This is a genomic window from Streptomyces sp. (genome assembly GCF_035644915.1).
Lineage (GTDB): Bacteria > Actinomycetota > Actinomycetes > Streptomycetales > Streptomycetaceae > Streptomyces.
On record NZ_DASQNP010000183.1, the window covers coordinates 80,133 to 95,567 of the forward strand.

The window sequence follows — 15,435 nt, forward strand, 5'->3', positions numbered from 1 at the left end:
CGACACCGTGACGAACACCGACCCGTCCGCCGGGGCCGTCGAGGGCGGCGCGCCGCCGGACGCCCCCGGCGCGACCACCGGCACCGGGGCCCCCGCCGGGCGCACCGGAGCCAGCGGCTGGCGCGCCCTGGTGCCGCGCTGGTCGCCCAAGCTCGGCGTGGGCCTGGGCCTGGTCGCCGCGATCGCCCTCTTCGGCGTCCTCGGGCCGCTCTTCACGGGCGACCCCGCCGCCGTCCGCGACATCGGCATGACCCCGCCCGGCGGCGAGTTCTGGCTGGGCACCACCCAGACCGGCCAGGACGTGCTGGCCCAATTGGCCCACTCCACCCGCGGCTCCCTCCAGATCGGCCTGCTGGTCGGCATCCTGGCCACCGTGCTGTCCGCGGTCTTCGGCGTCATCGGCGGCTACGCCGGCGGGGCGGTGGACGAGGGCTTCTCCCTGCTGTCCAACGTCATGCTGGTCATCCCCGGCCTGCCGCTGGTCATCGTCATCGCGGGCTTCGTCCCCGTGGACCGGCGCGGCTGGTGGACCATCGCGGTCGTGCTGGCGATCACCGGCTGGGCGGCCTCCGCCCGCGTACTGCGCGCCCAGACGCTCTCGCTGCGCAACCGCGACTACGTCGCCGCGGCGCGCGTGGCGGGCGAGAAGCCCTGGCGAATCGTTTCCGTGGAGATCCTGCCCAACCTGCTGCCGCTGATGGCCTCGCAGTTCGTCTTCGCCGTCATCCTGGCGATCCTCAGCGAGGCGGGCCTGTCGTTCCTGGGCCTGGGCGCCTCCAACTCCTCCACGCTCGGCAAGATGCTCTACTACGCCCAGAACGGCTTCGCGCTGCAGTACGGGGCGTGGTGGTGGTTCGTGCCGCCGGGCCTGGTCATCGCGCTGTTCGGCTGCGGCCTCTCCCTGGTCAACTTCAGCATCGACGAGATCATCAACCCCAGGCTGCGCACGGCGCCGGCCGCCGCCCGCCGGGTCCGGAAGGGCGAGGGCGTCCGGAAGGGCGAGGAGGCCCGGAAGGGGAGGGCGCGCACCACGCCCCGGCGCGAGGAGTCCGGCCGGGACGCCGTCCTGACCGTTGCGCACCTCGACGTGGTCTACCGGGGCGAGACGCCCGTACACGCCGTCAAGGACGTCTCGCTGACGCTGGGCCGCGGGGAGATCCTCGGGCTGGCCGGCGAGTCCGGCTGCGGCAAGACCACCCTCGCGTACGCGATCAACCGGCTGCACCGGCCGCCGGCCGAGGTGACCTCGGGCTCGGTCGTCTTCCACGACCGCGACGGCACGGACATCGACCTGCTCTCCCTGGAGAAGGAGGAACTGCGGGCCTTCCGCTGGTCGAAGCTGTCGATGGTCTTCCAGGGGGCGATGAACGCCCTCAACCCGGTGATCTCCGTCCGGGCGCAACTGGAGGACGTGCTGACCACGCACCGGCCCCGGATGTCCGCCGGGGAGCGCCGCGAGCGGTGCGCCGAGGTCCTGCGCCTGGTCGGGGTCGACCCGCGGCGGCTGGACTCCTTCCCCCACGAACTCTCCGGGGGCATGCGGCAGCGCGTCATGATCGCCATGGCGCTGCTGCTCGACCCCCAGGTGATGATCATGGACGAGCCCACCACGGCCCTCGACGTGGTGGTCCAGCGCGGCATCCTGAAGGAGATCCTGCGCTTCCGCGACGAGCTCGGCTTCGCCGTCGTCTTCATCACCCACGACCTGCCGCTGCTGCTGGAGCTGAGCGACCGGATCGCCGTCATGCGCGACGGCGAGATCGTCGAGTGCGCCGCCGCCGAGGAGATCCACCGGCGACCGCGGCACCCGTACACCCGCACGCTGCTCGACTCCTTCCCCAGCCTCACCGGTGAGCGGGGGGCGTTCGTCCGCTCCGGGGAGTCCAGCGCCCGCGAGCGCGCCGAAACGACAGCGAAGGAGGCGGGTCCGCGATGACGACCCTCGAAGTCCGCGGCCTGACGAAGGTCTTCTCCATCCGTTCCGGCCTGCGCCGCTCCGCGCTGCGCGCGGTTGACAACGTTTCCTTCACCCTGACCCCCGGCCGGACCGTGGCGCTGGTCGGCGAGTCCGGGTCGGGGAAGTCCACGGTGGCGAGGATGATCGCCCGCCTGGAGAAGCCCACCGCCGGGAAGATCACCGCCATCCGCCCCGACGGCACCCCGGTGGGCGGCCGTGCCTACCGCGACCACGTGCAGATGGTCTTCCAGGACCCGTTCGCCTCCCTCAACCCCTTCCACACCGTCGAGCACCACCTGGCACGTCCGCTGAAGCTGCACGGCCGCGCCAGGGGCCGGGAGGAGACCCGGCGCATGGTCGAACAGCTCCTGGAACGCGTCAACCTGACCCCGGCGGCCGACATCGCGCAGCGCCGCCCCCACGAGCTCTCCGGCGGCCAGCGCCAGCGCGTGGCGATCGCCCGGGCGCTGGCGCCCGGCGCCCGGGTCGTCATCGCCGACGAGCCGGTCTCCATGCTGGACGTCTCCATCCGGCTGGGGGTGCTCAACCTGCTCGCCCGCCTCCAGCGCGAGGACGACCTCGCCGTCCTCTACATCACCCACGACCTCGCCACCGCACGGCACTTCTCCGACGACATCCTGGTGATGTACCGCGGGCGCGTGGTCGAGAGGGGACCCGCGGACGAGGTCATCCTCAACCCCCGGCACCCCTACACCAGGATCCTCGCCGCCGCGGCCCCCGACCCCGACGCCCGTGACCGCGCCCGCCTCACCGAGGTGCCGGACCCGGAGCCGGCGGGCGGCTCCGCCCTCCCCGGCGACGATCCCGGATGCACCTTCCGGGACCGCTGCCCCTCGGCGATGGAGATCTGCGCGCGCCTGCCGGAGGACGTCGCGGTGGGCCGCGACCACCACGCCAGGTGCTGGCTGCACGCCGGGGACGGCCACGGGGCGCGGCCGGCGGCCGGCGGCGCGACCGCCGAACGGCCCGCCTGACGCTCCCGCCCCCGGAGGGCGGCGGTCGAGGGGCGGTCGCCGCGCCCCGCCGTCCGGGCCGCGGCCCGGACGGCCCGGCTCACACCCGTGTCGCGCGCAGCAGCACCAGCCGCTCGGGGTAGAGCACCGGCGCCTGGAGCCCGGCGGCGGCCAGCACCCGGCCCGGCAGGCGGACGCCCTCCGGTGTCCACCAGGGCAGGTGCGCGCCCCAGTGGTGGGCGTTGCCGTCGGGCAGGTCGCCGGGGGCCTGCGGCCGTACCCGGTACACGGCCCCGGGGTCGAGGCCGGGCAGCCGCACCGGGCCGGGCGGGTACAGCGCGGAGGAGGCCGTGGCGACGAGGGCGTACACCGCGTCCGAGCCGTCCTCGGCGACCACGCCGTGCAGGTGGAGGGCCGGGTCCGGGTGGTCGGCGTGGACGGCCGTGCCCGTGTGGAGCAGGCCGCGCAGCTCCTTGTGGAGGGACACCCACTCGGCCAGCCGGGCGAGGTCCTCCGGGGCGGCCGCGGTCAGGTCCCACTCGATGCCGAAGTGACCGAACAGGGCCGTGCCCGCCCGGAAGTCGACCGGGTGGCGGCGCCCGGTGGTGTGCGCGGTGCCGGAGCCCACGTGCGTGCCCATCAGCTCCAGCGGGATCAGCGCGTTGGTCCAGCGCTGGATCCACTGGCGCTCCAGGGCGTCGATGCAGTCCGACACCCACACCCGGTCGGTGCGCTGGAGGATCTCCAGGTCCACCCGCCCGCCGCCGGAGGAGCAGGACTCGATCTCCACCCCGGGATGCCGCCGGCGCACCTCGTCCATCAGCCGGTAGACCGCCAGCGTCTGGCCGTGCACGCCCGCGCGGCCGGTGGGCCGGTGCCCGGCCTCCACCAGGTCGCGGTTGTGGTCCCACTTCAGGTAGGAGATCGGGTACGTGCCCAGCAGGTCGTCCAGCCGCTCCAGGATGTACGCGAACGCCTCGGGGCGGGCCAGGTCGAGCACCTGCTGGGAGCGCGCCGCGCCGGGCAGCCGCCCGCCCGTCGCCATGATCCAGTCGGAGTGGGCGCGGGCCAGGTCGGAGTCCTCGTTGACCATCTCCGGCTCCACCCACAGGCCGAACTGCATCCCCAGCCCGGTCACGTGGTCGGTCAGCGGCCCCAGCCCGTCCGGCCACACCTCGTCCGAGACGTACCAGTCGCCCAGGCCCCGCCGGTCGTCGCGGCGCGAGCCGAACCAGCCGTCGTCCAGGACGAACCGCTCGGCGCCCACCGCGGCGGCGGCGTCGGCCAGATCGCGCAGCCGCTCCAGGTCGTGGTCGAAGTAGACGGCCTCCCAGGTGTTGAGCGTCACCGGCCGGGGGGTGGCGGGGTGGTGCGGCCGGGACCGCAGCCAGCGGTGGAAGCGGGCGGACACCTCGTCCAGGCCGGTCCCGTACGAGCCGTACTGCCACGGCGAGGTGTAGGACTCCCCGCCGGCCAGCTCCACCTCGCCGGAGAGCAGCAGTTCGCCGGAGCCCAGCAGCGAGACGGAGTGGAAGGTGCGCTCGGCGAAGGTGCGGTGGTTGCCGGACCAGGCGGTGTGCACGGCCCAGACCTCGCCCGTGCGGTTGCCGAAGCCGGCGGTGCCGGCCGCGAGCAGGTAGGCGGTGTCGTAGCCGGTGCGCCCGGTGCGGTTCTCCCGCATCCGCAGTCCCTGGGTGAAGGCGGTGCGCTGCGGGCTGCGCTCGCGCAGGTGGTGCCCGGTGAAGTCCAGCAGCTCGGTGGCGACGGCGGGCACGGGCAGGGTCAGGTGCACGGCGTCGAGGCGGAAGGGGGAGGAGCCGCGGTTGGTGACCGTCGCGCGCTGGCGCACCAGACCGGACGCGGTCAGCTCGATCGTCAGCTCCAGCTCCAGTCCGGCGGCGGGGTCGTGGGCGAGGACGGTGACGCCTCCGCCCCGCTCGCCGCCGGCGGGGGACCGTCCGGCCGGGGGCGCCGGCGTCGGCGTCGCCCCGCGGACGGTGAAGGCCGTGGAGAAGTCACGGCCGCCGCGGTTGCCCACCAGGCCGGGGGTGCCGAGCCAGCCCGCCGACTGCTCGGGCAGCACGGCCACCTCGACCGGTCCGTCCACCGGGAAACCGATGGGCTGCGGCGCCCGCGCGAGCCGGAGGTCGCGCAGTTCCGCGGGGCCGAGCGCACCGAGATCGGCCCCCCAGTGCAGCACCCGGGGGAGGGTGCCGCCGGTCAGGTCCAGCACGAGGCCGACCCCGGCCGCGCGCAACTGCATCACACCGGAGGGGACTTCGGGAGGGACATCGCGGGGGAGGGGAGCGGAACGTGGTGCCACGGTGGTGCCTCCGTCCTGGCCAAGCGGACGCCGGAGGCGCCGTTGACTTACTTAATTCGGTGGCGTAAGAATCGCGGGCGACGATACTCGGCCCACGAGGGAGAAATCCACCGGTGGCCGACCGCCCTCCCCGTCTCCAGACCGCCTTCCAGATCCGCCGCTCCGCGCAGTGGAGCCGACCGAGGAGTGAGCGCCGATGATCCGCCGAACCCTGCACGACGGCTGGCAGTTGTCGGCGACCGCGGGACCGGTGCCGGAGCACATCGCGGGGCGGACCGTGCCGGCCGCCGTGCCGGGCAGCGTCCACCTGGACCTGCTGGCGGCCGGCCTGATCCCCGATCCCTACCTGGACCGCGTCGAGGAGGAACTGGTCTGGGCGCACCGCACCGACTGGCGGTACGCGCTCGCCTTCGAGGCCGGCGCCGCCGGCCCGGGGGAGCGGGTGGACCTCGTCTTCGAGGGCCTGGACACCGTGGCGACGGTCGAACTGGACGGACGGGTGCTCGGCAGCACGGCCAACATGCACCGCGGCTACCGGTTCGACGTCCGCGACGCCCTGCGCGACGGCGGCCTCCACCACCTCACCGTCTCCTTCCGCTCCGCCCTGGAGTACGCCGAGGAGGTCGAACGGCGGCTCGGCCGCCGCGAGCACGTCTACCCGCACCCCTTCAACATGGTGCGCAAGATGGCCTGCAGCTTCGGCTGGGACTGGGGCCCGGACCTGCAGACGGCGGGCATCTGGAAACCGGTGCGCCTGGAACGCTGGCACACCGCCCGCCTGGCGCGGGTGCGCCCGCTGGTGACGGTGGACGCCGACGGCACCGGCCGCGCCGAGGTGCACGTCGACATCGAGCGCTCCGGGCCGGACGGGGACGGCGGGGACACGGAGCTGGAGCTGACCGTCACCGTGGCCGACCGCTCCGAGCGCGTCACCGTCCCCGCCGGCGGGACCACCGCCACGGTCACCGTCACCGTTCCCGGCGCCCGCCTGTGGTGGCCCGCCGGCCACGGCGACCAGCCCCTGTACGACCTGACCGTCACCCTGCGCGCGGCCGGCGCCGACGGGGACCTGGACGCCGCCGGACGCCGCATCGGCTTCCGCACCGTCACCGTGGACACCACCCCCGACGAGATCGGCACCCCCTTCACCGTCGTGGTCAACGGCAAGCCGGTCTTCGTCAAGGGCGCCAACTGGATCCCGGACGACCACTTCCTCACCCGCATCACCCGCGAGCGCCTCCGGCGCCGCATCGACCAGGCGGTCGGCGCCCACCTGAACCTGCTGCGGGTGTGGGGCGGCGGCATCTACGAGACCGACGACTTCTACGACGTCTGCGACGAGCGCGGCGTGCTGGTCTGGCAGGACTTCCCCTTCGCCTGCGCCTCCTACCCCGAGGAGGAGCCGCTGTGGAGCGAGATCGAGGCCGAGGCCCGCGAGAACGTCGCCCGCCTCGCCTCCCACCCCTCCCTCGCCATGTGGAACGGCGCCAACGAGAACATGTGGGGCTTTTGCGACTGGGGCTGGTCCGAGAAGCTCCGGGGACGCACCTGGGGCCTGGGCTACTACACCGAGCTGCTGCCCCGCATCGTGGCCGAACTCGACCCGACCCGCTTCTACTCCGCCAACAGCCCCTACAGCCCGGGCTTCCCGCTCGACGAGGTGCACCCCAACGACGAGGACCACGGCACCCGGCACGAGTGGGAGGTGTGGAACCGGATCGACTACACCCACTACCGCGACCACATCCCGCGGTTCTGCTCCGAGTTCGGCTTCCAGGGCCCCCCGACCTGGGCCACGCTCACCACCTGGATCCACGACGAGCCGCTGACCCCCACCTCGCCCGCCTTCCTGCTGCACCAGAAGGCCGAGGAGGGCAACGACAAGCTGGACCGCGGCATGGCCCCCCACCTGCCCGTCCCGAGGACGTTCGAGGACTGGCACTGGGCGACCCAGCTCAACCAGGCCCGCGCCGTCGTCTTCGGCATCGAGCACTTCCGCTCCTGGTGGCCGCGGACCGCCGGCGCGGTCGTCTGGCAGCTCAACGACTGCTGGCCGGTCACCTCCTGGTCCGCGGTGGACGGCGACGGGCGTCCCAAACCGCTGTGGTACGGGCTGCGCCACGCCTACGCGCCCCGGCTGCTGACGGTGCAGCCCCGCGACGGCCGCCCCGCCCTGGTCGCGGTCAACGACCACGACGAGCCCTGGCGGGGCGAGCTGCTCCTGGAGCGGCAGACGTTCGCGGGCCGGACACTGCGGAGCGTTAAGCTTTCCCTCGACGTACCGGCCCGTTCGGTCACCCACAGCGAACTGGCCGAGTCCCTGACCACCCCGGAGAACCCCCAGGAGGAGGTGCTGGTGGCCACCGCGCCGGACGCACGCGCCGTCCACCTCTTCCGCGAGGACCGCGAGCTGGACTACGACCCCGCCCCGCTCACGGCGGAGGCCGTCGCGGTGCCCGGTGGCTACCGGGTGGACGTCCGGGCCTCGTCGTTCGCCCGCGACGTCGCCGTCCTGGCCGACCGGGTCGCGCCGGACGCGGTCGTGGACGAGATGCTGGTGACGATGCTGGCCGGGGAGTCGCGGTCCTTCACCGTGCGGACCGCGGCCGACCTCGATCCCGCCGCGCTGACGGGGCCGCTGGTGCTGCGCTCCGCCAACGCCCTGAGCGCTCCGGTGGTGCGGTACTGAGTGAACGCCTCGGAACACGGCCGGCCGGCCGGCGCCGGCTTCTCGGGAGCCGTCGGGCTGGTGCTCGCGCGCCCCGCGCGGCTGCTGGGGATCGAACCGTTCTTCATGGAGTTCATCGCCGGCATCGAGGAACGCCTCGCCGAACGCGACCTGTCCGTCCTGCTGCACGTCGTGGCCACCCAGGAGGCGGAGATCGCCGCCTACCGGCGGTGGGCGGAGCGGAGGCTGGTCGACACGGTCGTGGTGGTCAACCGCACCGTCGACGACAGGCGGCTCCCCGTCCTCCGCGAGCTGGGGCTGCCCGCCGTCCTCGTCGGCGCGGGCAGCGACGCCACCGGTGGCGCCGCTGCCGACGCCACCAGTGACGCCGGCGGCGGCCCGGCCATGCCCGCGGTCCGCACCGACGACGCCGGGCCGGTGCGCGAGGCGCTCGCCCACCTGCTCGACCTCGGCCACCGGCGCATCGCCCGGGTCAGCGGCCCCGCCAACCTGCTGCACACCCGGGCCCGTACCGCGGCGCTGGTCGAGGGGTGCCGCGAGGCCGGCATCGAACCGGTGGTCGTGGAGGGCGACTACTCCGAGGAGGCGGGCGCGAAGCTGACGACGGCGCTGCTGCGCCGGCCCGAGCCGCCCACCGCGATCCTCTACGACAACGACGTGATGGCGGTCGCCGGTCTGGGCGCGGCGAAGGAGATGGGCGTCGCCGTGCCGGACCGGCTCAGCCTGATCGCCTGGGACGACTCGACCATGTGCCGGCTGGCGTCCCCGCCGCTGACCACCATGAGCGTGGACGTGCACCAGTACGGGGTGCTGGTCGCCGAGTCGGTGCTGGAGCTGATCGACGGGGTGCCGGTCGCCGAGCGGTGGTCCCCCGCCGCCCGGTGCGTGCCCCGGGGCAGCACCGCGCGCTGCGGCGTCCCGTTCACCGCGTAGCGGCGGCACCCGCGGACACCCGCGGAACGGCACCGCACCAACGCCGAGACCCCCGGGGAGAGCCCGTACGAGAGCTCCCCCCGGGGGTCTTCGGTCCGACCCGGGAGGGCCGGACCGGAACCGGGCCGGTGACGTCAGTAGCCGCCGCCGTGGTAACCGCCGTTGTGGCCGCCGCCGTTGTAGCCGCCGTTGTGACGGTCGTCGTGGCCGCCGTTGCGGTGGTCGTCGTGACGGTCGTTGCGGTGGTCGTTCTTCCGGTGGTCGTCGTGACGGTCGTTGTGACGGTCGTCGCGGTGGTCGTTCTTCCGGTGGTCGTCGTGACCGCCGTTGCGGTGCTCATCCTTGTGACGGTCGTCGTGACCGCCGTTGCGGTGGTCGTTCTTGTGACCGCCGTCGTGCTTGTCCTGCTTCTGGTCCTGCTTCTGGCCGCCGTCCTGCTTCTTGCCGTGGTGGTCGGACTGGTTGATGCAGGTGTTGCCGTACGCCGGGTTCAGCGCACCGACGAGGCTGACGGTGTTGCCGCAGGCGTTGATCGGGACGTGCACCGGAATCTGGATGACGTTGCCGGAGACGACGCCGGGGGAGCCGGCGGCGATGCCCTGCGCCCCGGTGTGGGCGGCAGCGGCCCCGGCGGAACCGACCAGGGCGGCACCGGCGGCGGCCGTAACGGCGGCAGCCTTGGCAATACGGGACATGGAAAGTCACTCCTTTTAATGAACATTCACCCATCCGCCCAACTCGTGGCGGTGGTGCCGTGACCAACGCCTGATCCGTTCGGAGGTCACCGTGATTAGGCCGAACGGTGACCCGGCCGGTGCCGTCCGCGCCCGGGAACCCCTGCGAACCTCCCCCGGAACACCGCAGTTTCACGGGGAAGGCCCCGGGTACCGGGGGGCCGGGGCACGGACGGTTTCCCGTTCCGGCTCCTTTCGCGTCTCCGCGTCCGCCGACCGGACGCCCCGACCGAGCCCGGACCAGGAGGTCTGATGAACGCGCACAGCGAAACCGCCACCCGCGTCGCCGTGATCACGGGAGCGGACTCGGGAATCGGCCGCGCCACCGCCGTACGCCTGGCCGAGCAGGGCATGGACATCGGCATCACCTGGCACGAGGACGAGAAGGGCGCCCGGGCCACGGCCGACGAGGTGCGCGAGCACGGCCGCCGGGCGGCGGTCACGCGGATGGACCTCACCGACCTGCCCGGTGCCGCGGACGCCGTCGACCGCCTCGCCGACGAACTGGGCAGGATCGACGTCCTGGTCAACAACGCCGGGACCGGCACCGCCACCCCCTTCGTCGACCTCGGCTTCGACACCGTCCGCCAGGTCCTCGACGTCGACCTCCTCGGGCCCTTCCTGTGCGGGCAGCGCGCCGCCCGCCGCATGATCCGGCAGGGGGACGGCGGCAGGATCGTCAACGTCACCAGCGTCCACGAGCACCAGCCGCGGGTGGGTGCCGCGCCCTACTGCGCGGCCAAGGGCGGGCTGGGGCTGCTCACCCAGGTCATGGCCCTGGAACTGGCCGGGGACGGGATCACCGTCAACGCCGTCGCGCCGGGCGAGATCGCCACGCCGATGACCGGCCAGGAGGACGTCGACGTCCGCACCGAGCGGCGGCCCGGCATTCCGGCGGGACGGCCGGGTGACGCCCGCGAGGTGGCCGCCGTGATCGCCTTCCTCGCCGGACCGGACGCCTCCTACGTCACCGGCGCGTCGTGGGCGGTCGACGGGGGAATGCTGCGGATGGGGCCGCAGGCCGGCTCCCACCTGGAGGACGACTCCTGGCGCCGCCCCTGACCGGTGGCGGCGGCGGAGCCGTACCGCCGTGCCCGGGGCGGGTGTTGCTCCGGTTGGTGGACACCGGTTTCCCTGCGGGGGCGCGAGCGGGCAGCATCGGTGTCCCGGGAAGGGGCCGCCGCCGACCGCCGCGTCCTTGCGCGGACCCCGACCAGCCCTCCACGAGCCGACGGCTCGAACGAGACACAGTGTGGTGATCGGCCGTGATGGAGACCGCGCGTGCGCTGCATGGCGCTCCCTGCTGGGTCAGCCTGCTGGTTCCCCACCTGGAGGCCGCGCAGAGCTTCTACGGTGAGCTGCTGGGCTGGCGGTACCGGCCGGGTTCGCAGAAGCTCGGCCACTACGAGGTCGCGCTCTCGGGCGGGACCCCGGTCGCCGGGCTGGGCGAGGCGCGGGACAGCCTGCGGACCCTCGTCGCCTGGACCCCGTACTTCGCCTGCGAGAGCGTCGACGTCGTCGCCGGGCGGGTGCGGGAGCGCGGCGCCACCGTCGCGGTGGGGCCGGTCAGGTTCGCCTCGGGCCGCGTGGCGTGGGCGGCCGACCCGGCGGGGGCGGTCTTCGGTATCTGGGAGGGCGGCATCGACCCGACGTGGAAGGTGGGCGGCCGGATGAACGCCCCGGCCTGGCTGGAGCTGCGCACCCGCGACGCCTTCGCCGCCGCCCTGTTCTACGGCGAGGTCTTCGGCTGGGACCGGGCCGACCCCGAGCACTACGACATCCGCTACGAACACGAGCGGGTGATCCTGCGCATCGACGGGGAGACCGTGGCGGGGCTGAGCGGCGGCGCGGTGGAGGACGCGCCCGACCCGCGGATCCGGCCGCACTGGCACGTCCACTTCCGCGTCGAGGACGTCGAGGCGTCGGCGGCGAAGGCGGCGTCCCTGGGCGCCGAGGTGGTCTCCGCCCCCGCCGAGTCCCCGTCGGGGCGGCTGGCGGTCATCCGCGACCCGCAGGGCGCCCTGTTCTCCATCGAGAGCGCCGCGCCCTGAGCGGCGGGACGGCCGGCGCGGTTCAGTCGCCGGGGCGGTCGGAGAGGGTGAGCAGGCCCTGTCCGACCACGGCCTCCAGCGACAGGGTGCGGTAGCCGACCGTGTCGAACAGGACGGTGATCCGGTCCTCCTCCTCGCTCATCACCAGCCCCTCGCCCCACTCCCGGTGGAGCACCCGCGCCCCGGTGCGGAACCGGCCCGCGTCCGGCCGCGGCTCCTCCTCGGCGCGGTCGCCGCGCTGCCGCGCGAGGCGCCCGAACTCCTCCCGCTCCTCCTCCTGCCGCCGCTGTGCCAGGCAGATGTCGCAGTTGCCGCACGGCGGCTCGTACTCCTCGCCGAAGTAGGCCAGCAGGAAGCGGCGCCGGCAGCCGGTGGTCTCGGCGTAGCCGCGCATCATCTCCAGCCGGGACCGCTCCAGCCTGCGCCGCGCCTCGGCCGTCCCGGCCGCGTGCTCGGCGGCCTCCCGCGGGCCGAGGTCGCCGGCGGGCAGCAGGTCGCCGCCGGGGGTGGTGGTCAACGCGCCCGCCTCCTCCAGGAGGTTGACGGCGGCGGTGAGGCGGTTGGCCGACAGACCGGTCAGCTCGCGCAGCCGGGCGGTCGACAGCGGGGCGCCGTGGCGCCGGACCCGTGCGGCGACGTCGGCCAGCGTCCCGGCGTCGGGACGCCCTCCGGAGAAGAACTTCCGCAGCCCCAGGTCCTCGGGCCGGTAGTGCAGCACGGCCAGCGCCGGGGCGCCGTCGCGGCCGGCCCGGCCGATCTCCTGGTAGTAGGCGTCGGGGGAGCCGGGCACGGAGGCGTGCAGCACGAACCGCACGTCGGGCTTGTCGATGCCCATGCCGAAGGCCGAGGTGGCGACCACCACGTCCAGTTCGCCGTCCAGGAACGCGTCGTGCACCCGGGAGCGCTCGGCCGGGCGCATGCCCGCGTGGTAGGCGACGGCCGACAGACCCGGCTCCGCCAGCCGCGCCGCGTACTCCTCGGCCTCCCTGCGGGTGGCCGTGTAGACGATGCCGGGCCCGGGCTCCGCGGCGGCCCGCTCCACCACGGCCCGGCGTTTCTCCTCGTCGTCCTGGAAGCGGCGCACCTCCAGCCGGAGACCGGGCCGGTCGAAGCCGGCGACGATCCGGGCGGGACGGTCCATGCCCAGGCGCTCGACGATCTCCTCCCGCACGGGAGGGGACGCCGTGGCGGTCAGGGCGAGGACGGTGGGGTGGCCCAGCCGCTCCACCGCGTGCCCCAGCCGCAGGTAGTCGGGGCGGAAGTCGTGGCCCCAGGAGGAGACGCACTGGGCCTCGTCGACGACGAACAGCGAGGGGCCGGTCCGTGCCAGCCGCTCCACCACCTCGTCCTTGGCGAGTTGCTCGGGGGAGAGCAGGAGGTACTCCGCGTCCCCCTCGTGGACGGCGCGCCACGCCTCGGCGGTCTCGCCGGCGGCCTGACCGGAATTGACCGCGACGGCCTCGGGGGCGTCGCTCCCCGACAGTCCCTCCACCTGGTCCCGCTGGAGCGCGATGAGGGGCGAGACCACCACGGCGGGGCCGGGCAGCAGCACCGCGGGCACCTGGTAGACGGCGGACTTCCCCGCGCCGGTGGGCATCACCACCAGCGTGTCCCTGCCGCGCAGCACCTGCTCCATGGCCTCCGCCTGGCCCGGACGCAGTTCGTGCCAGCCGAAGACGTCGGCGGCGATGCGTCCGAGCCGGGCGAGGGCGGTCCCGGTGCCGGCGTCGGCCGGTCCGGAGGCGTCGGCCATGGCCGGTCCTCCTCTCACGGCTCGGGGGGCCGGGGCCCTCAGCGGGCGGCTTCGGCCAGGACGCCGGCGTCGCGGTCCGCCCCGGCCTCCAGGTGGTACACCGCGAAGGCGCGGCGGATGACGGGCTGCGCCACGTTGCGCACCCGCACCCCGCCGCTGGTGAGGCCGCGCTCGCTGCCGGCGTGGGCGTGTCCGTGGACGGCCAGGTCCGCGCCGGCCTCGTCCACCGCCTCGGCCAGCAGGTAGCTGCCCAGGAAGGGGTAGATCTCCGGCGGCTCGCCGGCGAGCGTGTCGGGCACGGGGGAGAAGTGCGTCAGGGCGATGCGGACGGCGCACCCCCGCTCCCGGAGGTCCTCCAGGGAGGTCCGCAGGCCGTCCGCGCAGCGGCGGGTGTAGCGCATGAACTCCTTCATCACCGGCTCGCCGAACTCGCTGCCGCTGCGTCCGACGAACCCCCCGCCGAACCCCTTGGTCCCCGCGACGCCGACGGCGGTGCCGTCCACGTCGACGACCGTTCCCTCGCCCTCCAGGACGGTCACGCCCGCGTCGCGCAGCAGGGCGGTGACCTCCTCCGGGCGCTCGTCGTGGTGGTCGTGGTTGCCCAGCACGGCGACCACCGGCACCGGCAGTCCGGTGAGTTCCTCGGCGACGACCTGCGCCTCCTCCGGAGTGCCGTGGCGGGTCAGGTCTCCGGCGAGCAGCAGGAGGTCGGCGCACTCGGGCAGGGACTCGAAGGCGGGACGGAGCACCCCCTTGCTGTCCGGTCCCATGTGGATGTCGCCGACGGCTGCAATGCGGATCATGCCAGTTCCTCCGGGCGGTCGGGGGCCGTGGCGTCGGCCACGACGACGTCGGTCCGTACCGGTATGCCGGCCAGTTCCTCCTCCACGATGCGCTCGACGGTCTCGCGGCACTCGGCCGTGGGGACGGTGCCGGTGACCAGCACCGCGTCGCCGCGGGACTCGATGCGCATGCCCAGCTCGGCGATCTCCTCGCGGACGAGCCGCTCCTGGAGGTGGGCGATGCGGTACTCGGTGTTCACGGCGGACCCGGTGGCGCCGGTGCCCTCCGCGCGGCCCGTCCGGTGGGCATCACGGTCCGTCATGGGAATCCTCCTCCGGTTCGATGACCTGCAGGCGTTCCAGCAGGTAGAGGAAGGCGTCGGGCATCGGCGCTCCTCCGCACTCGCGCCGCACCCTGGACCAGTCGACCTTCTCCCGCAGGGCCCGGGCGATCGGCAGGACGGCGCCGAAGTCGCAGTGGTGTTCGGTGAAGGCGTTCAGCAGGCCGGCCAGCAGGTCGGTCACGGCCAGGACGGGCATGTGGACCGACTCCACGGGAAGCTGCTCGGCCCGGTCCAGCAGTTCGCGGGTCACGGGCTGCCGCGCCAGCTCGAAGATCAGGTCGATGTCCTGCCCCAGGCACCGCGCCTTGAGCAGCCAGTCCTCCGGCGGCGTGTAGACGTGCAGCCCGGCCTTGCGCAGCGTCGTGGCCACCGCCTCGGCGTCCTCGGGCAGGATGCAGAAGTCGGCGTCGTGCTGCAGGTTGTCGGGGCCGCCGTGCGCGTAGACGGCGACGCTGCCCGCCAGGGCGAAGGGGTGCCCCGCGGCCTTCAGCAGGGAGCCGACCTGTTTGGTGGCCTCCAGGATGGCCTGGGTCAGGTTGGGGGGCAGGTCCTCGCTGCCCTCGTCGAGGCCCCGGCGTCCTTGCCCGCGGCCGGTACCGGCTGCCGGGAGCAGACCGGCCGGGGTGTTCTCCTCCACCGGTGCGGCCTCGCCCGGATGCTCCGTCACAGTCACTCCGCTCTCCACGTCGTCTCGTCGTTTCCCGCCGCCGTGCCGCCACGCGCCGCGTCACCGTGTCGTCGCGGTCGTCGCGTCGTCGTGTGCCGCCGCTGTGCGGCCCCGGTTCTGCGGGTACCGGTCCCGGCTCCTCCGGTGTCCGTCCGGAGGTCCGGGAGCCTTCCACGAGAGCACCGGTACCCGCCGCGGCCGGATCGATACCGGCGGATGGTGACGGCA

The 15,435-nt window shown here is 74.1% G+C and carries 12 protein-coding genes; 6 read left to right on the plus strand and 6 right to left on the minus strand.

What is annotated here, in order from left to right; all coding sequences use genetic code 11:
- Positions 1–7: 7 nt before the first annotated feature.
- Both VE546_RS20395 and VE546_RS20400 read left to right on the plus strand, forming a co-directional pair.
- Positions 8–1,936, plus strand: coding sequence for a dipeptide/oligopeptide/nickel ABC transporter permease/ATP-binding protein (locus VE546_RS20395; RefSeq protein ID WP_324924416.1), 1,929 nt, complete (start codon positions 8–10; stop codon positions 1,934–1,936).
- Positions 1,933–2,952 carry an ABC transporter ATP-binding protein gene (locus VE546_RS20400; RefSeq protein WP_324924418.1) on the plus strand — a complete coding sequence of 340 codons (1,020 nt, stop codon included), beginning with the start codon at positions 1,933–1,935 and terminating at the stop codon, positions 2,950–2,952. Before VE546_RS20395 ends, VE546_RS20400 begins: the two co-directional genes overlap by 4 nt.
- 79 nt (positions 2,953–3,031) lie before the next feature.
- Here VE546_RS20400 and VE546_RS20405 read toward each other — a convergent pair whose 3' ends face one another.
- Positions 3,032–5,194: an alpha-galactosidase gene (locus VE546_RS20405; protein WP_324924526.1), complete on the minus strand. Its 2,163-nt coding sequence runs from the start codon at positions 5,192–5,194 to the stop codon at positions 3,032–3,034.
- A gap of 256 nt (positions 5,195–5,450) precedes the next feature.
- Between VE546_RS20405 and VE546_RS20410 the strand changes: the two genes are divergently transcribed.
- Both VE546_RS20410 and VE546_RS20415 read left to right on the plus strand, forming a co-directional pair.
- Positions 5,451–7,943: a glycoside hydrolase family 2 protein gene (locus tag VE546_RS20410; protein ID WP_324924420.1), complete on the plus strand. Its 2,493-nt coding sequence runs from the start codon at positions 5,451–5,453 to the stop codon at positions 7,941–7,943.
- Positions 7,944–8,876, plus strand: coding sequence for a substrate-binding domain-containing protein (locus VE546_RS20415; RefSeq protein ID WP_324924422.1), 933 nt, complete (start codon positions 7,944–7,946; stop codon positions 8,874–8,876). It begins immediately after the preceding gene.
- 134 nt (positions 8,877–9,010) lie between these two features.
- Here VE546_RS20415 and VE546_RS28005 read toward each other — a convergent pair whose 3' ends face one another.
- On the minus strand, positions 9,011–9,571 hold the full coding sequence (locus VE546_RS28005) for a chaplin (protein ID WP_414720531.1): 561 nt from the start codon (positions 9,569–9,571) through the stop codon (positions 9,011–9,013).
- A gap of 291 nt (positions 9,572–9,862) precedes the next feature.
- Here VE546_RS28005 and VE546_RS20425 point away from each other — a divergent pair, with 291 nt between their 5' ends.
- Together VE546_RS20425 and VE546_RS20430 are read left to right on the plus strand one after the other, a co-directional pair.
- On the plus strand, positions 9,863–10,672 hold the full coding sequence (locus VE546_RS20425; RefSeq protein WP_324924424.1) for an SDR family oxidoreductase: 810 nt from the start codon (positions 9,863–9,865) through the stop codon (positions 10,670–10,672).
- Between the two features lie 206 nt (positions 10,673–10,878).
- Entirely contained in the window at positions 10,879–11,661 is a 783-nt protein-coding gene (locus VE546_RS20430; protein WP_324924426.1) for a VOC family protein, read from the plus strand.
- Between the two features lie 22 nt (positions 11,662–11,683).
- Here the strand turns inward: VE546_RS20430 and VE546_RS20435 are convergent, their stop codons facing one another.
- Genes VE546_RS20435 through VE546_RS20450 form a run of 4 tightly spaced genes read right to left on the minus strand, consistent with a single transcriptional unit; the run spans position 11,684 to position 15,207 of the window.
- The gene (locus tag VE546_RS20435) at positions 11,684–13,414 is read right to left on the minus strand and encodes an ATP-dependent DNA helicase RecQ (RefSeq protein ID WP_324924428.1); all 1,731 of its coding nucleotides are present in this window, start codon (positions 13,412–13,414) and stop codon (positions 11,684–11,686) included.
- 38 nt (positions 13,415–13,452) lie between these two features.
- Positions 13,453–14,217, minus strand: a complete 765-nt coding sequence (locus VE546_RS20440) for a metallophosphoesterase family protein (RefSeq protein WP_324924430.1) — start codon at positions 14,215–14,217, stop codon at positions 13,453–13,455.
- Entirely contained in the window at positions 14,214–14,519 is a 306-nt protein-coding gene (locus VE546_RS20445) for a BON domain-containing protein (RefSeq protein WP_324924432.1), read from the minus strand. The genes VE546_RS20440 and VE546_RS20445 overlap by 4 nt, the downstream gene beginning before the upstream one ends.
- Positions 14,506–15,207 carry a hypothetical protein gene (locus VE546_RS20450; RefSeq protein WP_414720534.1) on the minus strand — a complete coding sequence of 234 codons (702 nt, stop codon included), beginning with the start codon at positions 15,205–15,207 and terminating at the stop codon, positions 14,506–14,508. The genes VE546_RS20445 and VE546_RS20450 overlap by 14 nt, the downstream gene beginning before the upstream one ends.
- Positions 15,208–15,435 lie beyond the last annotated feature (228 nt).